Source organism: Ichthyenterobacterium magnum, from assembly GCF_003610635.1.
Lineage (GTDB): Bacteria > Bacteroidota > Bacteroidia > Flavobacteriales > Flavobacteriaceae > Ichthyenterobacterium > Ichthyenterobacterium magnum.
In genome coordinates this window covers 489,439-509,669 of the sequence record NZ_RAQJ01000001.1, presented here as the reverse complement: position 1 = coordinate 509,669, position 20,231 = coordinate 489,439, and the positions used below count along the sequence as shown (strand labels likewise).

Annotated in this window: 20 protein-coding genes and 1 tRNA gene; 5 read left to right on the top strand and 16 right to left on the bottom strand. The window is 33.1% G+C overall.

The features are described from left to right. Positions 1-80: 80 nt before the first annotated feature. From arsM to BXY80_RS02420, 6 genes are all read right to left on the bottom strand, one after another. A complete protein-coding gene (gene arsM, locus BXY80_RS02445; RefSeq protein ID WP_120199624.1) occupies positions 81-1,052 on the bottom strand; it encodes an arsenosugar biosynthesis arsenite methyltransferase ArsM in 972 nt (323 codons plus the stop codon). 83 nt (positions 1,053-1,135) lie between these two features. Continuing rightward, positions 1,136-1,951: a purine-nucleoside phosphorylase gene (locus BXY80_RS02440; RefSeq protein ID WP_120199623.1), complete on the bottom strand. Its 816-nt coding sequence runs from the start codon at positions 1,949-1,951 to the stop codon at positions 1,136-1,138. Continuing rightward, complete coding sequence (locus tag BXY80_RS02435; protein WP_120199622.1) at positions 1,944-2,555, bottom strand: TIGR04282 family arsenosugar biosynthesis glycosyltransferase; 612 nt, start codon at positions 2,553-2,555, stop codon at positions 1,944-1,946. The genes BXY80_RS02440 and BXY80_RS02435 overlap by 8 nt, the downstream gene beginning before the upstream one ends. Continuing rightward, positions 2,548-3,042 carry a rhodanese-like domain-containing protein gene (locus tag BXY80_RS02430; protein ID WP_120199621.1) on the bottom strand — a complete coding sequence of 165 codons (495 nt, stop codon included), beginning with the start codon at positions 3,040-3,042 and terminating at the stop codon, positions 2,548-2,550. Before BXY80_RS02430 ends, BXY80_RS02435 begins: the two co-directional genes overlap by 8 nt. Before the next feature lie 2 nt (positions 3,043-3,044). Beyond that, a complete protein-coding gene (arsS, locus tag BXY80_RS02425; protein ID WP_120199620.1) occupies positions 3,045-4,100 on the bottom strand; it encodes an arsenosugar biosynthesis radical SAM (seleno)protein ArsS in 1,056 nt (351 codons plus the stop codon). Between the two features lie 3 nt (positions 4,101-4,103). Beyond that, on the bottom strand, positions 4,104-4,439 hold the full coding sequence (locus BXY80_RS02420; RefSeq protein ID WP_120199619.1) for an arsenosugar biosynthesis-associated peroxidase-like protein: 336 nt from the start codon (positions 4,437-4,439) through the stop codon (positions 4,104-4,106). 156 nt (positions 4,440-4,595) lie between these two features. Here BXY80_RS02420 and xdhC point away from each other — a divergent pair, with 156 nt between their 5' ends. Genes xdhC through BXY80_RS02405 form a run of 3 tightly spaced genes read left to right on the top strand, consistent with a single transcriptional unit; the run spans position 4,596 to position 6,855 of the window. Next, the gene (gene xdhC, locus BXY80_RS02415) at positions 4,596-5,366 is read left to right on the top strand and encodes a xanthine dehydrogenase accessory protein XdhC (protein WP_120199618.1); all 771 of its coding nucleotides are present in this window, start codon (positions 4,596-4,598) and stop codon (positions 5,364-5,366) included. Continuing rightward, complete coding sequence (locus tag BXY80_RS02410; RefSeq protein WP_120199617.1) at positions 5,363-6,370, top strand: hypothetical protein; 1,008 nt, start codon at positions 5,363-5,365, stop codon at positions 6,368-6,370. The genes xdhC and BXY80_RS02410 overlap by 4 nt, the downstream gene beginning before the upstream one ends. Continuing rightward, positions 6,367-6,855, top strand: coding sequence for a nucleoside-triphosphatase (locus BXY80_RS02405; protein WP_120199616.1), 489 nt, complete (start codon positions 6,367-6,369; stop codon positions 6,853-6,855). The genes BXY80_RS02410 and BXY80_RS02405 overlap by 4 nt, the downstream gene beginning before the upstream one ends. Positions 6,856-6,951: 96 nt before the next feature. Here BXY80_RS02405 and BXY80_RS02400 read toward each other — a convergent pair whose 3' ends face one another. From BXY80_RS02400 to BXY80_RS02355, 10 genes are all read right to left on the bottom strand, one after another. After that, positions 6,952-8,385: a DUF6986 family protein gene (locus tag BXY80_RS02400; protein WP_120199615.1), complete on the bottom strand. Its 1,434-nt coding sequence runs from the start codon at positions 8,383-8,385 to the stop codon at positions 6,952-6,954. 122 nt (positions 8,386-8,507) lie between these two features. Next, on the bottom strand, positions 8,508-9,374 hold the full coding sequence (gene uraD, locus BXY80_RS14000; RefSeq protein WP_120199614.1) for a 2-oxo-4-hydroxy-4-carboxy-5-ureidoimidazoline decarboxylase: 867 nt from the start codon (positions 9,372-9,374) through the stop codon (positions 8,508-8,510). A 105-nt stretch (positions 9,375-9,479) separates the two neighbouring features. Then, positions 9,480-10,883, bottom strand: coding sequence for a urate hydroxylase PuuD (locus BXY80_RS02390; RefSeq protein WP_120199613.1), 1,404 nt, complete (start codon positions 10,881-10,883; stop codon positions 9,480-9,482). 3 nt (positions 10,884-10,886) lie between these two features. After that, complete coding sequence (gene alc / locus BXY80_RS02385) at positions 10,887-11,885, bottom strand: allantoicase (protein WP_120199612.1); 999 nt, start codon at positions 11,883-11,885, stop codon at positions 10,887-10,889. After that, on the bottom strand, positions 11,882-13,222 hold the full coding sequence (allB, locus tag BXY80_RS02380) for an allantoinase AllB (protein ID WP_120200329.1): 1,341 nt from the start codon (positions 13,220-13,222) through the stop codon (positions 11,882-11,884). The genes alc and allB overlap by 4 nt, the downstream gene beginning before the upstream one ends. Positions 13,223-13,300: 78 nt before the next feature. Beyond that, positions 13,301-13,603: a GIY-YIG nuclease family protein gene (locus BXY80_RS02375; RefSeq protein ID WP_120199611.1), complete on the bottom strand. Its 303-nt coding sequence runs from the start codon at positions 13,601-13,603 to the stop codon at positions 13,301-13,303. A gap of 65 nt (positions 13,604-13,668) precedes the next feature. Next, a complete protein-coding gene (locus tag BXY80_RS02370; RefSeq protein WP_120199610.1) occupies positions 13,669-15,996 on the bottom strand; it encodes a xanthine dehydrogenase molybdopterin binding subunit in 2,328 nt (775 codons plus the stop codon). Continuing rightward, complete coding sequence (locus BXY80_RS02365; protein ID WP_120199609.1) at positions 15,989-17,392, bottom strand: FAD binding domain-containing protein; 1,404 nt, start codon at positions 17,390-17,392, stop codon at positions 15,989-15,991. The genes BXY80_RS02370 and BXY80_RS02365 overlap by 8 nt, the downstream gene beginning before the upstream one ends. A gap of 3 nt (positions 17,393-17,395) precedes the next feature. Continuing rightward, on the bottom strand, positions 17,396-17,869 hold the full coding sequence (locus BXY80_RS02360) for a nucleoside deaminase (protein ID WP_120199608.1): 474 nt from the start codon (positions 17,867-17,869) through the stop codon (positions 17,396-17,398). Positions 17,870-18,017: 148 nt separating this feature from the next. Continuing rightward, a tRNA-Phe gene (locus tag BXY80_RS02355) sits at positions 18,018-18,093 on the bottom strand. 100 nt (positions 18,094-18,193) lie between these two features. Here BXY80_RS02355 and BXY80_RS02350 point away from each other — a divergent pair. Together BXY80_RS02350 and BXY80_RS02345 are read left to right on the top strand one after the other, a co-directional pair. Continuing rightward, on the top strand, positions 18,194-18,922 hold the full coding sequence (locus tag BXY80_RS02350) for a type III pantothenate kinase (protein ID WP_120199607.1): 729 nt from the start codon (positions 18,194-18,196) through the stop codon (positions 18,920-18,922). After that, complete coding sequence (locus BXY80_RS02345) at positions 18,922-20,226, top strand: hypothetical protein (RefSeq protein WP_120199606.1); 1,305 nt, start codon at positions 18,922-18,924, stop codon at positions 20,224-20,226. The genes BXY80_RS02350 and BXY80_RS02345 overlap by 1 nt, the downstream gene beginning before the upstream one ends. The last annotated feature ends 5 nt before the right edge of the window (positions 20,227-20,231 follow it).

Sequence of the window (20,231 nt, the reverse complement as noted above, 5' to 3'; positions counted from 1 at the left end):
TACTATTGCTTACGCTCTAAGATTGTTAAAAAAAAGGAGCATCAATTTGATGCTCCTTTTTTATTTTATAAATGTATCTCCTAGCAACAACCTCCGCCATCATAATGGAACGTAGACTTGCTAAAATAAATATCGTCTCTACCTAAAGATTGTAATGCTCCAGCTGTTTTATCGCAAATTGCTAAAGGTTGATTTTTTAATAATACATGACCAGCTTTATCGTCAAAATAATCGTCGTCACCATAATAGATTGCTGCTTTACCTGTAAAAATACAAGGTCCATCTGCTGGCATTGGATCTTTTATAGCTGCAACTTCAATAGATTCAATATAAATTAATTCGTCTGTTGGATAATTTTTTGGGTCTAAAATTCTATATGGTTTACGAGCACGAATTTCAATAGTACCAAAACCAGCATCTGTTAAGGCCTTAACGTACTCAGCAATTGGTAAACTTCCACTTAAACATAAGGCTCTTAAGCGTTCATCATTACGAAGTTCATCATTCATTGGTTGCTCACAAGTTGGATCGCTCATGACTAAACGTCCATGAGGTTTTAAAACACGATACATTTCTTCAATCGCTTTCTTTAAATCATCTGCTTTAAAAATATTGAATAAGCAGTTTTGAGCTGCAACATCAATGCTATTGTCTTCAACAGGAAGATTCATCGCGTCCCCTTTTTTAAGGTCAACAAATTCAGACTTAAACCAATCGTTTTGCGCTTCGGCTTCAATAAAGTTTTTACGAGATGCTTCTAACATTTCGTCTACTACATCAATACCAATAACACCACTTTTTTGTCTGTTGAAATAAGAGAATTGTAATAGTTCCATTCCGCCTCCAACACCAACATAAAGCATTTTAGGATTGTTAGTTAAATCACGAGCATGAACCGTTGAACCACAACCGTAATTCATTTCTTGCATGATTCTAGGAATCTTTAATCCTGGTAATTCCCAAATTGGATTTGTAGTACAACATAAGCCAACATCTGGTGTTAAAGCTGCTTCTTTATATACGTCGTGAGTGGTTTCTAAGTAATTATCCATAGTTTCAGTATTCAGTATTCAGTATTCAGTATTCAGTATTCAGTGTTATCTATGTCATTTAAAAGACTGCAAACTCTTACTGTTTACTGTAAACTTTTTATTAGTTCTTTAAATAAGGTTATCATTTCTGGTTCTGCCTTTGCAGCCATAGCAATAATTTCTGCAATATTTACAGGCTTTAGATTATCTGGGTCGCATTCATCGGTTAAAACTGACACAGCAGCTACTTTTAAATTTAAATGATTAGCAACAATAATTTCTGGTACTGTACTCATACCAACAGCATCAGAGCCAATAATTTTAAGCATTCTATATTCTGCTCTAGTTTCTAGTTGAGGTCCAACAACAGATGCATATACACCTTTGTGTAATTTAATGTTGTTAGTTTTTGCAATGTGTTCAAATTTAGCATTAATATCTGCATCATAAGGTGCACTCATATCTGTAAAACGTTCGCCTAATTGTTCTACGCCTTTAAAGGCTAATGGTGAACTGCCTTGAAGATTAATATGGTCTTCAATAAGCATTAATTCACCTTTTTTAAAGTTTAAGTTTATCGCTCCAGAGGCATTTGAAACTAATAGTGTTTTTATGCCAAGTTTTTCCATTACGCGAACAGGATACGTCACATCTTGTAAAGTGTAGCCTTCATATAAATGAAAGCGACCTTGCATAACGACTACTTTTTTTCCTGCTAAAATACCATAGATAAGTTTCCCTTTATGAAACTCTACAGTTGCTGTTGGAAAGTTAGGAATATGATTATAACTAGCTTCCTTTATAATCTCTATTTCATTGATAAGTTGTCCTAATCCTGTACCTAGGATGATTCCTATTTCAGGATTATCGAATCCTTTTTCTTGTAAGTATTCGGTTGTTTTGTTTATCTGTTTAATCATTGCTTGTAATTAATGATTTTAATATGTTATTATCTTTAATATCGTTGTATGTATCAACATCATTTAATTCCTCAAGCAAAAATACACTTTCGTTTTGTAAATCGTTTAGAGTGTCTTGTCTAACAGTTTCAGTTCCCCAAGTTTTATTTTTAAAGACTTCAGAGTATAGTTTTTTCATTCCTAATAAATAGTAACCACCATCTTTAGCAGGACCAATAACTACATCGTGGTTATCTAGTTTATGGAAAGCTTCTTCAATATGTTTTGGTTCTAAATCAAATAAGTCACTACCAACTATAATTATTTTTTTATAATTGCTTTCAAAACCATTTTTAAAAGCATTAAGCATTTTAATGCCTAAATCTTCACCTTCTTGTTGGTATTTTTGATAAATAGATGTATCCCAAATATCGTTATCTCTAATTTTTACTGAATAATAAACAGCTTTGTCAGAGCTAATATTTCTAATCGTTTTTTCTGTATGCTCTAAAAGAAACTTATAAATATTTAGAGCAGATATATCTCCAATGGTTTTAGCAAGACGCGTTTTTACTTTTCCTAATTCAGGATTTCGAGTAAAAACTATAATTAAATTTTTACTCATAAACTTTAGTGCCTTTTGTTAGCCATTTACTCCATTCTTCACTAAAAGCATGAATATTTTCGGTTTCATTGTTGTCTATATCGTAAATTTTGAAGTTGTTATTTTTCCATTCAAAAATTCCTCCATAGAGATTAAAAACATTTGTGTAGCCTTCAGCTTTGAGTTTTTCGGCAATGTCTTCAGAGCGTATCCCAAGTGAGCAATACACAACAATTTTAGTGCTTTTGTCTTTTATGAAATTAGTAACAGTTTCTATTTCAAAGTTATCATAACCTACAAAAATAGCATCCTTTAAATGACTAGCATTAAATTCATTCTCTTCTCTAGCATCTAAAAGAATCACTTTAGTTTTTGGTACAACTAATTCTTGAACGGTTATATATGGAATGCTTTCTTCATTAAATTCTTTGAGTAACTCTGAAAGTGATTCTTGAGAGAAACCAAAAGTTGAAAAACTAACTAGAAAGTATAAAAGTATTTTTTTCATAATTAAGCTACAACACCTTGACAACTACTTCCAGCTCCAGCAGTACAGCCATAGCAATGTTGTGAAATAATAATATTTCGACCTTCAAGAAGTTCTTCATTATATTCTGAAATATGCTTTACTTTACTGTTTACAGGTAATTCAAGCATCTGATTAAAATCACAATCAAATAAGTATCCATCCCAACTTATAGATAAGGTATTTGTACACATTACATTTGCAACAGCAGTTGGATTATAGGCTTCTACTAATTGATACATATAATCTTCATAATTTTCTGAAGCAATTAAATAATCTAAAAAACGACTTATAGGTAAATTGGTAATAGCAAATAGGTTATGAAACTGAATGTCAAAGTCTTCTTTTAAAGCTTTTTTAAAATCCTTTTCCATAGACATTTGGTCTCCAGGTAAAAAAGCACCAGATGGATTATAAACCAAATCAAGCTTTAATGTGCTATCTGGCATTCCGTAACCTACGGCATTTAATTCTTGTAATGCTTTTATAGATTTATCAAAAACACCATCGCCTCGTTGCTTGTCTGTTTTTCCACGAGTCCAATGTGGCATAGAACTCACGACATGTACGTTATGCTTTTTAAAGAATTCTGGTAAATCATAATACTTCTTATTAGCTCTTATTATTGTTAGATTAGAACGCACTATAAAATCTTTAATGCCAGCTTTGGCTGCTTCTTCAACAAACCATCTAAAATCAGGATTCATCTCTGGAGCGCCTCCAGTTAAATCTAATGTATGTGCTCCAGTATTTTTAATAACATCCAAACATTGTTGCATGGTTTCGCGCGTCATGATTTCTTTTCGGTCTGGACCAGCATCAACATGACAATGTTCACATACTTGGTTACACATATAACCAACGTTAATCTGAAGTATTTCTAGTTTTTTAGCTTTTAACGGAAACTGATTTGTTTCAGCAATTTTAGTTTTAAAGGTTGGTAGTTCTCCATTTTGAAAAATACCATTAGATAAAATTTCTAATTGCCTATTACTATTTGCTAAATCACTTTCACGTTTATGTAGGGACTTGGTTGCCATTAATTACATTTCTAATTTATTCACTTTATTCATCATTTGCACACCATGCACTAAAGTTGCACCACTTTTTATTGCAGCGCCAACATGAATGGCTTCCATCATTTCTTCTTTAGTAACACCACGTTGTAAGCTATCTTTGGTATAAGCATCAATACAATAAGGGCATTGTTCTGTATGCGCAACGGCCAAAGCAATTAAAGATTTCTCGCGAGCAGTAAGTGCACCTTCTTCAAAAACTTTTCCATAGTAATCAAAAAACTTATTTCCAAGTTCTTCATTCCATTCAGTAATGTTTCCAAATTTTCTTAAATCGGCAGGATCGTAATATGTTTTAGACATAATTTCTTGTTATGAATTAAATAGACGAGACAATCTACTAAAGTTTACATTAATTTCACTTAAATAATAGTAAGAAAAATTTCAAGTTTAAACATAGTATTATTATAGGATACATTCCGTTAAAAAAAGTCTTATTTTTATTGGCATTTTATTTCTATGTTGAATTGGGTTGAACTATTATCGGGCTTTAAAGAAAAGCAAGAACCAATTGCTTTGGTAACGGTTACCAAGTGTTTAGGGTCTACACCTTGTGTGGTGTCTTCAAGAATGATTGTTACTCAAAACAAAACTATTTTTGGAACCATTGGAGGCGGAAAACTAGAGTTTAAAGCTATTGATGAAGCTATAATTGCTATTAATGAAAATAGAATCATTGAATCTACCTATACTTTAGGACCAGAATTTGAACAATGCTGTGGCGGAAAAGTTGAATTTATTATAGAACCTATGAATCAATCACCTGAATTATTTTTATTTGGAGCAGGACATATTGGTGTTGAAATTTCTAAACTGTTAGTTGATACGCCTTTTAAAGTGAATTTAATCGATTCTCGTGAAGATTGGTTTTCTAATATTAAATTAGATAAGCAAATTAATACAATTCAGGTAAAACAGAATGATTTTAAAACGTTTAAAGATGCTGTAAAATGGGGAAGCAATTGTTATGTGCTAGTATTAACTCATGACCACGGAATTGATTTTGACCTTATTGCAATGGCACTTCAAAACGAAACTAAATACCTTGGTTTAATAGGAAGTAAAACCAAAAAAGTTCGTTTCAACAATATGCTTATTAAGGAGATGAATATTGAAGAAGGCATGAGCAATGTAGTTTGCCCAATTGGATTAGCAATTGGTGGAGATACACCAAAAGAAATTGCAATTAGTGTTGTTGCACAATTACTTCAAGCGCATTACAATACATGAAGAATAACAAATCTGTCATCGATAAATTAACTGCACTTTGGGCTTTAAACGAGTCTGGTCTCGGCGGTTTTTTACATGTGTTTAATTCACCATTTACAGGGTTGATTGTTGGCGGAATCGCTATATTACTTATTAGTCTAATTGCATTTTATGCCGAAAACAAATGGCAAGCAATTTTTAAAGCATTAATCATTGTGCTTATTATTAAAATGGCAGTAAGTCCCTATTCGCCATTTGCGGCTTATATATCTGTGAGTTTTCAAGCCGTTTTAGGAGCCTTTTTGTTTTCAAATTTTTCATGGAGAGGTTTTACATTAATTGTTTTAGGTGTTGTTACATTTTTACAGTCTGCCTTTCAAAAATTAATTGTACTTACTGTGGTTTACGGAACAGAACTCTGGGAAGCCATAGATATTTATGGAGTTTGGATTCAGAATAAAATGAGCTTTATGTCTGATGCATCTGCAACATTCGTTTTAGTTACAACCTATCTTTTGGTTTATGGAATTGGCGGAATTTTAACTGGTATTTTTATAAAAAGTGTGATAACTATTATTAGTCAAAAAGAACAGTCTGTTTTTGAGATGCAACCAAGTGATTTGGTTTCAGAAGGCAATACGAAAAAAGTCTCTTTTAAAACAAAAGTTATTTGGGTGTGGTTATTTACTGTAGCCTTAATTGTATTAGCATTTTACTTTTTTGGCGGACCATTATTTGGATGGCAAAAAGCAATTTATATTGTGCTAAGAAGCTTTTTAATTTTAATGCTTTGGTATTTAGTTTTAGGGCCTTTGCTGTTGAAGTTGGTTCGTAAATATCTGAATAAAAAAGAGTCACAATACAAAGAAGATATTGCCAATGCTATGGATTTGTTTCCCTACTTCAGGCATATTATATCATATACTTGGAAAGAAACCAAACACTTAAAAGGCTATACGCGATTTAAGTATTTTATGGCGAATAGTATTTCTAATTGTATTCATTTTAAAGTGCCTTCAGAATGATTTATATTCTAACAGGAGATATACGAACAGGAAAGACAACAGCGCTTTTAGATTGGTGTAACAACCGAAATGATGTTGACGGTCTAGTTTGCCCAGATAATGAGAAAGGAAAGCGTTATTTTCTGAAAGTAAAATCTAAAACGACATTTCCTCTGGAAGTAGATTCTGGAAACGATAATGATATTCTTAGTATTGGACCGTTTCAGTTTTTAAAATCATCGTTTAAAAAAGCAAATGAGTATTTAATTAATGTTAATGATAAAAAAGACTACTCTTATTTAATTATTGACGAATTAGGAAAACTTGAACTTAAAAATAAAGGCTTGCATGATTCGGCTAAACGTATAATCATTCAGTATAAAAATAACAAATCTCAGCATCTTATTTTAATAGTTCGTGAATCTCTACTTGATGCTATTATTAAACATTATAATATCTCTGAATATTCAGTTTTAAAAAAAGACGATTTAGAAATACTTGTGTAAGTTGTCATTCCGAACACTTGTACTGAGCGCAGTCGAAGTGTGATACCAAATCCACAATTTATGAGATTCTGAATCAAGTTCAGGATGGCAAAAAAATTACTTCAATTTTGAACGCCTATCCTTTAATATTTTGGCAAACGAACGTGTTCTAATTTCATCTAAAGTTAATCCAGTAGCTAATACTTCGTCTATAGTAATGGCACCACTGTTTAATGCTTTTAAGAAATAATTTAAAAGCCCTTGACCAGTTGCTGCATCATCAAAAGTATCACCAATTAAAGTGGCTTGCGCTGCTTTTTCAACAAAGGTTTTTAAACGTATAACAGCATCATCATAACTCTCTAAAAAGAAGGCATAAACCGCAGTGTAACGCATTGGTAATTGCGCTGGATTTAAATCCCAACCTTGATATAAACCTTTGTATAATGAATGACGAATATGTTTATACCCTTTTAACCAAGCACGATGAACAACTTTTTTGTTTTCTTGTTCTTGTACCTCAGTTAAATCACCACGATGAGGCCCAATAGGCATCGTGTTGGTCGCGCCGTCTGATAACCAAATACCTGTATGTGCTAATGCTACTTTTGTAGTATAATGCGCGAAATCGCAAACATCATGATCCATTTCTTGATACGATGCTGTGATGTTATTTGAAGCGGTATAATCGTAAGTGCCAAAATGTGTGGCAATGCAACGTCCTTTACTTGCAGCTATAAATCTGAATAATGGATTGGTGCCATTATGATCCATTATGGATTGTGTGGTTTCGACCATCATCTCCATTTTAAGTGTTCCAGATTCTAAATTGAATTTTTCTTCTATGACTTCAAAAAAGGACACTAAGGCAATGATTTGCTCAGGAATGGTCACTTTTGGTAACATGACTATAAAGTTGTCTGGTAACTTTCCACCAGTTTCTATAAGCAATGTGGTTAAGAATAAATCGAGCGTTCTTTGTCCGCGATGTTTTAATTCTTCAGTAAAAGGTTTAATTCTAATACCAATGAAAGGCGATAATGTGCCATCAGCCATTCCAGTTGCAACTTGCTGTGCTGCGAAAATAGCAGTTTCATCTTCCTCTTTATCTGAACGGTTACCGAAGCCATCTTCAAAATCGATTCTAAAATCTTCAACACCTTCTTTTTTTAATTTAGCAATGACTTTTTGATAGATGTTATATGAAAATCCGGCTGGATGATTCTTTAAGTCTTCAGCAGATAAACCTTCTAATTCTTTTATGAGTTTTTCTTGCTTCTTAGGTTTTGAAGGTAGCTTTTTGCTTCCTTTTAATTTAAAAGCCTTACCAAATTCAATAAAATTTGGTGCATAGTGTAACAATGATTTTAAAGCAATACTTCCTAAAACGTCTGTTGTATTAGATTTAAAAAGGTTTGCTCCACCATAAACGGTATGGATTGGTTGCCTATCTTCTCTATCGCCTCTATATATTTTATTAAATGCTTGATTTGCCGTTTTTAAATCGTCAAAAATGCTTGCTTTTTTATCTTCTGAAATACTTAAATTCATACTTGTAATTATTTGGTTTATGTCATTCTGAACAAAGAGAAGAACCTCTTTTTAAATTTATTAAAAATGAGATTCCTCGTCATTCGTCCCTCATTCTGTCGGAATGACAACTTAAATTATTTTTAACTTCCTCTGTATGTCGAATATCCAAACGGATTTATGAGTAAAGGAATATGGTAATGGCTACTGTCTGTGACTTCAAATTGAATAGAAGCTTCGGGATAAAAGCCATTTTGGTTATTGTTTTTATAATAGTTTGCTGTGTTAAACGTCATGGTATAGACTCCTGGAATTAAGAGCCTTCCTGGTGGTAATACATCAGAAATTCTGCCATCGTTGTTAGTAATGCCAACACTCATGGGTTTCCATTGATTGTCTCGTAAACCTTTTAAAGTAATGAGCATGTGCTTTGCAGGAACACCAATAGAAGTATCTAAAGCATGTGTTGTTAAATGACTGCTTAAATCTACGTTTTCTGATAAACCTTCAATAAGTTTCGCTAAACGAATGACAGTAATTTTATGCTGTTCGTTCATGGCGACAAATAGTTCGTCATCGGCATTGTGGCTCAATCTAGAATATGCAATGGCTAACATGTCGCTGGCAGATTTATCATTGGCACTTACAATGAATATATAGTCAAACTTATCTTCGTATAATTCGTTTACTTTGGCTAAAGCTTCAATAGTTTTTATATTGGCTTCTGCAACTTTTGATTGTTCGTTTCCAGCCCATTCTGCTGTATGTACAAATTTTTCTTTTAAGCTTTCTACATTTCCAATTTTTGGGTGACCAGTAAAGGCTTCTTTATAATCTTCAACAGAACAATCGTTATACCAAATAGAAGCAGCTTTTTTGATTAGTTCATTTTCCGAAGAAAACGGTCTGCTTGCAATCATTTTATTAACCCAAGTTTTGGATACACAACATTGTTCTAATTGGGTAAACGCTTCTTTCTCTGATAAGTTATTTAATTCTGTTAACGTCATTTTTAAAGTTTTTTGTCATTCTGAGCGTAGTTTACGAAGCGAAGAATCTATTTGTTAAAGTGAGATTCCTTGTTGCTCGTTCCTCTCTCTGTAGGAATGACATTATTATTTTGGTGCACCTTGATTAATCCAACAATTAATCATGTCACGTTCTTCTTGAGTCATTCCGGTTTGATTATTATTAAATGGCATATTCTTACTAACCACAACCCGTTGAAAAATCTTGTCTCGTAAATTATATATCTGTTCTGCAGTGTCATATTTTATACCATTAGGTGCTACTTTCCAAATGGCATCAGTTGGATTTGATGAATGACACATTGTACATCTGTTATTTATAATGGTTTGCACTTCTGTAAAGGAAACCATTTCTTGGCAATTTTCATATTTTGGAGGTGTTGGAGCCGTCATAAATGCCATGCCAAACAAAATGATTATTGAAACTGGCATGACCCAAACTGATAATTCTCCCTTTTCACGAATGTTTAAATAATGCTTAACACCTACTGTTCCTAAAGTAATGCCTATAAGCACTAACCATTGATATGAGTTTCCAAAAGTACTCGGAAAGTGATTACTTATCATTACAAATAATACTGGAAGCGTGAAATAGTTATTGGTATACGAACGTAAACCGGCAGCTTTGCCATCTTTGGGATTTGGTGGCAAGCCTTTTTTGGCTGCAGCGACCATTCGTTTTTGACCTGGAATGATGATAAAAAATACATTAGCAGCCATTAATGTTCCTAAAAAAGCACCAAAGTGAATATAGGCTGCACGACCACTAAATACTTGGGAATAAAACCATGCAAAAAGAAATACTAATGCTGTTATAGCTAAAGTGAAAACAACTTTGTTATTGCTTAATAGTTTACAAATTTGGTCATATAAAATCCATCCAATAATTAAAGAACAGATACTAATTGTTATCGCTGTAGAAGGAAGAATATCTAAAACTTCAGGATCGATTAAATACGACGTGGCATTAAAATAATAGACAATTGAAAGTAAACAAAAACCAGAAAGCCATGTAAAATAGGCTTCGTATTTAAACCAATGTAAATGCTTTGGAATTTTTTTTGGTGCGAGTTTGTATTTTTCAACATAATAAAATCCGCCACCATGAACTGCCCATAAATTCCCAGCCAATTCATCTCTTACGTTTTCAGTTCTATTTAAGGCATTTTCTAAAAACACAAAATAGAAAGAAGCACCAATCCATGCAATACCAAAGGTAATGTGAATAAGCCTTACGGTTAGGTTTAGCCATTCAAAAAAGTGACTTTCATAAATTGTTCCTTTAAGAAACAAGTATAGAATACCAACTCCACAAACAGAAGCAATAACAATTAAAGCATAAAACCAGTTTTGAGACGTTTGAAGCGCATCAGCTTTTTCGTCATTTCCTTGAGCTTTTAATTCTTTAATAGAATGATGTAACTGATAGGTTGCAGCAACGATTACTGAAAAAATAACAAGCCAAGCAATAAGTAAAATTACTTCAATCATATATTATTTAATAGTTCCTAAAATTCTTAACCTACTTATGCCACCATCTGGGTATATTTTCAATTTCACATGTGTAATTGGTTGTTTAGTTTGCTGAATTTCTTTTTCAAAATGATGCTCTCGATCTGCATCTAATTTTTGATTTGGTAATAATGATGTCCATTCATGATTTCCATTTAAAACAGCATCATCACTATCACAATTACAAACATCAATAGCACAAGAATCTGGATAGTTGCCTTTAAAATGTTTTGTGTCAACTATTATTTTCTTGATTATTCCCGAATGACCTAGTTTCAGAATTACATAATCTTCATTATTTGGTGTTCGGTTACGTTTAGTTTCCCAGCCATCTCCCATGTTTTTACCTTTAGTTGGCGATATGAGATTATCCATCACACTAAAAAACATATCATTACAATGCAATGCTTTTCCGCAATTGTTTACCAATGCTAAATCAATTAGGTCTTCATGGTTTACTTTAGACCAATCTTTATAAACGTCTCCATATACTCTAAAACGCGCAACGCCACCATCAGGATAAATATGAAGACGTACATGCGTGTAAATTTTATTTGAATCGATTTCAAAAAAATGTTGACTGCCAGGATTTAAAGGTGATTTAGGTAAGATTTCTTCCCAAGATAATTCGTCTGCGTTAGCCCAATTTGAAATATCGTTTTCTAAATTTATTGCTTCAACCGAAGCATGAGGTGGATGATTTCCTAAAAAGTGATTGGTATCAATATCAAACCCTTTAATCTTTCCTTCTGCACCTAATTTTAAAATAGCCCAATCGTGTCCTTCGGTACGTTTACGTCTAGATTCCCAGCCGTCCATCCATTTTCCTCTATCTGTATATTTATCGGCAATAAAAATGCCACGACCTTCTTTTATAAGGTTCTCTTTTTCAGCAAAAAAATCGTCGGTTGCATAAAGTACTTGTCCTCCAATTTTTTCAGATGCTAAATCTGTATATTGTTTTAATCTGTCTTCTATCATCTGCTTTTTAATAATAATTGTCCCTGTTGAAGTGATTTTAACTTTGAATTCTCAACGACTTGAACGCCATTAACAAATGTATGAATTACTTTTCCAAAAACCATTTTGTTTAAATAGGGTGTTGCTTTATGTTTATGTTGAATACTGTCTTTTGAAATTTTATATGTTTCAGTGTCATCCCAAACGGTAATATCTGCGTCAAATCCAGCAATTAAATTTCCTTTTTTATGTTCGATTCCTAAAAATTCTGCAGGTCTTTTTGTGAGTAAAACGATTAATTTTTCAGTAGATAATCCTCTTTTTTTGCCTTCAGTAAACAAAATAGGAAGCGTGAATTGCAATCCTGAAATTCCGCCCCAAGCTTTAAAAAAGTCACCACTTTCTAATTGTTTGCGTTCTGGAGGAGCAGGTGAGTGGTCGGATGCTAGAAAATTAAAGCCGTCTTCTAATAAAAAGTTCCAAAGTTTATTGTTATTTTCTTTTTCTCTTATTGGTGGCGCACATTTATAAATGGTAGATTCGTCCAGAATTGATTCAGCATTAAAATATAAATAATGCGCACAGGTTTCAACGGTTAATTTGTTGGTTTCCTGCTTACGTTTTTTGATGCGTTCAATACCTTCAGAAGCTGATAAGTGAACAATATGCACTTTTATGTCAAATCGTTTTTGAATGTCTAATGCTAAATCAATTGCATTGGTTTCCCAATGTTGCGGTCTTGAATTTAAATACTCTTGATAGTTTTTAGGATTGATAACCTCAGGAACCTTATCATCACTCAATTCGCAGTGTAATAACAGCGGAATATTATGCTTTTTTAAAATAGGAGCGATGGCTTCTAAGTCCTCTTTTGAAACATTAGGAAATTCATCGATACCAGAATGTGTTAAAAAGCCTTTAATACCAAAAACGCCATCTTGTATTAAGTCTTCAATATCATTACTATTAGAGGGAATAGTACCGCCATAAAACCCACAATTCACGTGCAGTTTATCTTTTGAAGCCTCTTGTTTTAATTTAAATGCTTTAGAATTTGTGGTTACTGGACTGGCATTCAATGGCATTTCTATCAATGTGGTGACGCCTCCAACTGCTGCAGCTTTAGTGGCTGTATCAAAACCTTCCCAATCTTCACGACCTGGCTCATTAATATGAACGTGCGCATCAATTATACCTGGCATAACAATCAAGTTTCCATAATCTTGAAACGGCATGTTATTATCGTGATAAGAACCACTGAATATCTTAAAAATCTTTCCGTTTTTAATATGAAGCGTCGCCTCGATAAATTGATTATCGATAAAACAGCGTTTGCTATGTATTAGATATTCTGTCATGTTTATTTTGGAACGCTGATGGCCCTGTTTATTAGTCATGTTGATGTCTTTCCCACGAAAGTGGGAATCCAATTAAGGTTAGTCATACCATTTTTCTGTTAAATCAATCCAGTTTTTGTTTTCTTTTTCAATTAATTCAATCTTCCATTTTCTATTCCATTTCTTAAATTGTTTTTCTCTTTTTATAGCATCTTTAATATGTCCGAAAATTTCAAAATAAACTAAATTGGTAACGTCATATTTACTTGTAAAGCCTTTAGTTAATTTATTTTTATGTTCAAAAACTCGTCTTTCTAAATCATACGTCACTCCAATATATAATGTGCCAATTTTTTTGCTAGTTAAAAGATAAAGATAATATTGATGTACATTCTTAATCATATTTTAGTTTGTTATGGATTCCCACTTTCGTGGGAAAGACAACTACTTTTATAACTTAATTGTAATCAGTTATTTTCATACAATCCCATTAACACCTTTTCAGGAGTCATTGGTGCATGAAACTTTAAATCGTAGTTTGGGTTAAAAGCTTTTATTGCATTTTGAATCGCAAAGTAAGCACCAATGCCATACATTAATGGTGGTTCACCGACTGCTTTAGATTTTAAAATAGCCATGTCGTTTCCATCAGTTTCTACAGGAATGACTTCTACCTCTTTTGGTACCGAAAAGATATCAGGAATTTTATATGTAGACAAAGCATTAGATAATAATTTGCCATCATCATTGTAAGCAATTTCTTCCATAGTCATCCAGCCAATACCTTGAGCTAATGCGCCTTCAACTTGACCTAAATCAATACCTTCGCTCATACTTTTTCCGTAGTCATGAACAATTTTCACAGAATCAAATTCGTAAGTACCACGAATGCAGTCTAAAGTAGTTGTAATAATCGCTGTTCCATAAACATGATAGGCGAAAGGATGACCTTTTTCCTTAGTTTTATCGAAGTGAATTTCTGGAGTTGCGTAATGTGCATTTTCGGTTAAAGCCACACGTTTTAACATGGTTTTACTGATAAGTTCTGTCCAAGATAAGTTTGATTTTTTATTATTCACATATACAAACTCATCCTTTAATTCTATCTGGTCTTCGGAAGTATTTAAGTCTTCTGAAGCTACTGTTTTTAGACGTTCCAATAAAGCCTTACATGCCTTTAAAGTAGCTTTTCCGTTTAAATCTGCCGTAGAACTTGCTGCTGAAGGTGAGGTGTTAGCGACTCTAGTTGTATTGGTCGTTTCTATCTTAATTTTCTCAATAGGAATGGAAAATACATCTGCAGCAATTTGCATCATTTTGGTATTAACGCCTTGTCCCATTTCTACAGCAGCCGTGCTAATGCCAATACTACCATCAAGATAAATATGAACCAAGGCTCGTGCATGATTCATAGGTGTATTGGTGAACGAAATACCAAAGGTGATTGGCATAAAAGCCAATCCTTTTTTGAAGCTCGAATTGTTCTTGTTGAAGTCTTCAACCTCTTGTTCTAAATCTTCAATGTTAAATATTTTTTTCGCCGAATGCCATGTGTTTTTAGCTTCTACTTTTTTAGCAATTTGGCCATAAGAAAAGGTGTCATTTTCATCTAGTAAATTGGCTTCTTGAATTTGTCTGGGAGAAACACCTATTTCATGTGCCGCTTTTGCAATTGCCGATTCAATAACAAACATGCCTTGCGGACCACCAAAACCTCTAAACGCTGTATTTGGAGGTAAATTTGTTTTACAACTTATCACAGTTGTTGTTACGTTAGGCACAAAATAACTATTGGTTGCATGAAATAAAGTTCGTTCAGCAATAGCAGGTGATAAATCGGCAGCTGCGCCAGAATTTTGAAGAAACTCAGCTTCATAGGCTAATATTTTCAAATCTTTGGATAAGCCAATTTTATAACTACTCTCGTAAGGATGACGTTTACCTGTCATTCGTAAATCGTCGTGACGATTGAGTATTAATTTAACCGATTGGTTTAAGTGAAAAGTTGCCAAAGCTACCATGACAGCCCAAGGTGTTGCTTGATCTTCTTTTCCTCCAAATCCGCCTCCAAGTCGTGTGACATCAACTTCAATTTTATGCATGGCTAAACCTAAAACCTGAGCCGTTGTTTTTTGTACAGCTGTTGGTCCTTGGGTTGAGGAAGTGATTTTTATGTTTCCGTTTTCGAGTGGTTCAGCATAAGCACCTTGCGCTTCGATGTACAAATGTTCTTGTCCGTTAGAGAACGTTTCGCCTTCAAAAATATATTCACAGTCTTTGAATGCGTTTTCAGTATCGCCTAAACTAAAAGAACGTGGTGCATTAATAAAACTTCCATTGGCTTTGGCTTGTTTGGCGGTTGTTATTACTGGTAATTCTTCGATATCTATGTCTATGAGGCTTCTCGCTTTTCTGGCGATAAATTCAGTTTCAGCAACGATTAAAGCAATAGGCATTCCCCAAAAATGAACGTCGTTTTCAGCAAATAAAGGTTCATCTGGTATAATGCCGCCAATTTGATTTTTGCCAGGCACATCTTTATAGGTGAAAATGCGTTCGACACCTTCTAAGGCTTCGGCTTTAGAATAATCAATATGTTTGATTTTACCATGTGCTTTTGGTGAATCAAAAACGACAGCATGAAACGTACCTTGTCTTACATTAACATCATCTACATACAAGGATTCACCACGTACATGTGTATAGGAATCTAAATTCTTTATGCTTTGTTTCAGAGATTTTGAAACCGCATCTAATTTAGAACCTAAAGTGCTATTTGTTTTGTGTTTATGCATGTTGTACAAAATCGTTTAAGGTAAATTGCTTCGGAAATAATTCTGTAAAATGCGCAAAGAATAATTGTCGTCCTAACAAACGTTTATAATCACTTGTACCACGAACATCACTTATTGGTGAAATTTCATTTTGTAGTACATTGCTAGCCTCAATTATGGTATTTGAAGACAAAGGTTTTCCTGAGAGAAACTTTGATGTTTCATGAAGATATTTTGGAATAGCAGCAACACCACCAATGGATACATGAGCTTCAGAAATATTTTGGTTTTCAATATGAATATGAATTGCAGAATTAACACTTGCAATGTCTAAATGTGTGCGTTTACAAACTTTCTCAAAATTGAAAAATGAGTGCTTCGTTGGCAGTTGAAAACTAATTTGTTTCAATAATTCTCCTTCTTTTAAATCGTAAGTTTTATAGCCTTGATAGAAATTTTTAAGCGGAATACTTCGTTCGCTTCCTTTTTCATTTGTAATTGTAATATCGCTATTCAATGCTAAAAAGAAAATTGTCATATCACCTATTGGAGATGCATTTACTAAGTTGCCACCAAAAGAAGCCATGTTTCTAATTTGTTCAGAAGAGACGAGTTTTAAATGCTTTTTCAAATTAGAAAAATAGCTGTTGATTTTACGATGATTCCATAGGTCTGAAACTGTAGAATTTGTTCCTATAACGCACGCATTATTTTGAATACTTATTCCTTTTAAATAGTCTTTTTCTGCAATGAGATGTACTAAGTTGTCTGCTAATTGATCTGCCTGTTGCACGTAAAGGTCAGTTCCACCAGAGACATATTTTCCTCTCGGTTGGTTTATATCTTTGGCTTCTAATTCTTTGAGTCGTTTAGGAATACTTTTAAAATAGTCTGGAATAAAATCATTTTCAACTAACCAGTCCATACTATTTTGTGTTTTTAATTTAGAAACAATTTCTAGAGCTGCTTTTTCAATGGCTTTGTAACCAGTACATCTGCAAATGTTTCCACTTATGGCATCAAGAGTATTATTATGGTTTTTCTCAGAATTTGATAATGTAAAACCAGTTAAAGCCACTACAAAACCAGGAGTGCAAAAGCCACATTGTGTTGCATAATTTGCTTTCATTGCTTCTTGAGTTACTGTTAGTTTGTTTTGAAGATTTGTGCCTTCAACAGTTACAATATGTTTGCCATGTGCATTTCCTAAGGGCGAAATACAAGATGTAATACTTTGATAATTTATAACATCATTCTCTAATGAGCCAACTAAAACTGTACAAGCACCACAGTCACCTTCACGGCAGCCAATTTTGGTTCCTGTAAGGCGTTGCTTATAGCGGACAAAATCTAAAAGCGTCATCCCAGAATGTTCTGACGTTGTAATGATTTTATTATTGAGAATGAATCTTATCATCTATTAATATTCAGTTTTATCTTCTTTCTTAGTCCATTCTTGAAAAGGCTCTAGCGCAATCTCTCGAGCGAGTTGTTCAAAAGGAATGCTTCTTTCTGCATAAGGCAATGGGATTTCTTTATAAATAAATTCGTCATCAAAACCAATATTTGCAGCGTCTACTTGGTTGCTTCCATAATAAACCTTATCTGGTCGTGCCCAATAAATGGCGCCTAAACACATTGGGCAAGGCTCACAAGAGGTATAAATTTCACAACCATCTAATTGAAATGAATCCAAATTTTTACAAGCATCTCTAATCGCTGTAACTTCGGCATGAGCAGTTGGGTCGTTGGTTGAAGTTACTTTGTTATTTCCGCGGCCAATTATTTTACCATCTTTAACAATCACGCAACCAAACGGTCCACCTTCGTTATTGTTCATTCCTTTTAAAGCTGCATTTACAGCTTCTTTCATATATTGTTCTTTGCTATTCATAGTTGTTTTGTAGAATTATTTTCTAGCAGAATTTTTAATAGTAAGAAATTAATCAAACAAGCTAATATACTATTTTTTATAGATTTTCCGGTAAGAAAAGTGAGCTATAAAAACCAAAAAACCCAATTCAATTGAATTGGGTTTTTAGTGGTGGTGCCTCCAGGAATCGAACCAGGGACACAAGGATTTTCAGTCCTTTGCTCTACCAACTGAGCTAAGGCACCAGTCGCTTAATTGCGGATGCAAATATATATTCATTTTTATTATTCACAAAGGAAAATTTATAAAAAATCGTTTCGTAAATTCGCAGCTATAATTTTAGTTATGAACTTAATCATTGATGCGGGTAATACTTTTGTGAAATTTGCTGTGTTTCAGCAGCATACAATTGTGGCTAAAAAGTCTGTTATACTAGATGAATTTTTAAAAACGTATAAAAAAGTTTTAAAAAAATATACAGATATAGAACGCTGTATAATTTCTTCTGTTGGAAGTCTAGGTAAAAAAGAGGTAGATGCTGTAAAAAATGATTTGGATGTTTTAATGTTAGATTATAAAACTCAACTTCCTTTTAAAAACGTTTACAGTACTCCTAAAACTTTAGGTGTAGATCGCATGGCTTTAGTTAGTGCTTCTGTTGATCAGTTTCCAAATAATAATGTGTTAATTATTGATGCTGGAACCTGTATAACTTATGATTTTATAACATCTAAAAATGAATACTTAGGCGGCGCGATTTCGCCAGGAATCAGATTAAGATATAAATCACTTCATAATTTGACGGCTAATCTTCCGTTATTAGATACAGAAGAACCTGAAAATATTGTAGGTAATTCAACCCATAAATCAATTCATTCAGGTGTTATTAATGGTGTTTTAAAGGAAATTGATGGTAATATTGATGAGTATAAAGAAAAATATTCAGATTTAACAGTTATTTTAACAGGTGGAGACACCAAATTCTTGTCAAACCAATTAAAAAATAGCATATTTGCCAACTCAAATTTTCTTTTAGAAGGTTTGAACTTTATTTTGGAATTTAACTCAAACTAATGATAAAAAAACTTGTTGTAGTTTTAATTACAGTTATTGCGGTAAATACTTATGCGCAAGAAGGAACAGCATCACCGTATTCGTTTTATGGTATTGGTACATTAAAATTTAAAGGAACTGTCGAGAATAGAAGTATGGGTGGATTGAGCATCTTTACAGATAGTATTCATGTTAACTTAAGAAATCCTGCAGGTTATGCTGGTAAAAATTTAAAAGTTTTTAATAATGAAAATCGTCCAGTTAAATTTGCAGTTGCGGGAAGTTATAATAGCCTCGATTTAAAAGCAAATTCTGGAAGTGCTGAAACGAGTACAACTACTTTTGATTATTTGGCATTATCATTTCCTATGGGTAAGTTTGGTGCTGGATTTGGACTTTTGCCTTACACATCTGTAGGTTATAAGTTAGAATCTTTTGATGGGGATTTAATTTCTAACAGATATAGAGGAGAAGGCGGAATGAATAAAGCTTTTCTTGGGTTAGGGTACCAAGTTAATGATAAGTTAAGTGTTGGAGTCGATGTAAGCTATAATTTTGGGAATGTTCAAAATAGTGTTGTTGAGTTTCTTTATAACGATGAAAATGAGTTAGCTCAATACCAAACGCGAGAAAATAACAGGTCTGATTTAAGTGGTTTAAATATCAATTTAGGATTGTCTTATAAAACAATGCTTAACGAAAAATTGCAATTAACTACTGGATTAACATACTCACCAAAGAGTAATGTAACCTCCAAAAATGTAAGGTCATTTTCAACAATATTAATAAACCCATTAACAGACCAAGAGTTTGTAGTTAATTCTATTGATGCAGATCTTGAAGCTCAAAATTTAAAAACTACAGATTTAACTTTACCTTCTAGACTATCTTTTGGAGCTGGTATTGGTCAACCAAGAAAATGGTTTGTAGGTGCTGAGTATACAACGCAAAATACAAGTAAGTTTTCTAACCCTATTTTTAGTATTGATAATGCAAACTTTGTAAATTCATCAAATGTTTCAATAGGAGGATTTTATGTTCCTGATTACAATTCTTTTTCAAGTTACTGGAAAAGAGCTACATATAGAGCTGGTTTGCATTTTGAAAACACAGGTTTAGAGATTAATAATGAAACAATAAATGAGTTTGGCATATCTTTTGGAGTTGGATTACCAGTTGGAGGTTTATTTTCAAATGCCAATCTTGGATTTGAATACGGAAAAAGAGGAACTACGAATCAAAATTTGATACAAGAAAACTTTTTCAACGTCCAAATAGGACTATCATTAAATGATAGATGGTTTGAAAAAAGAAAATATAACTAACGTAA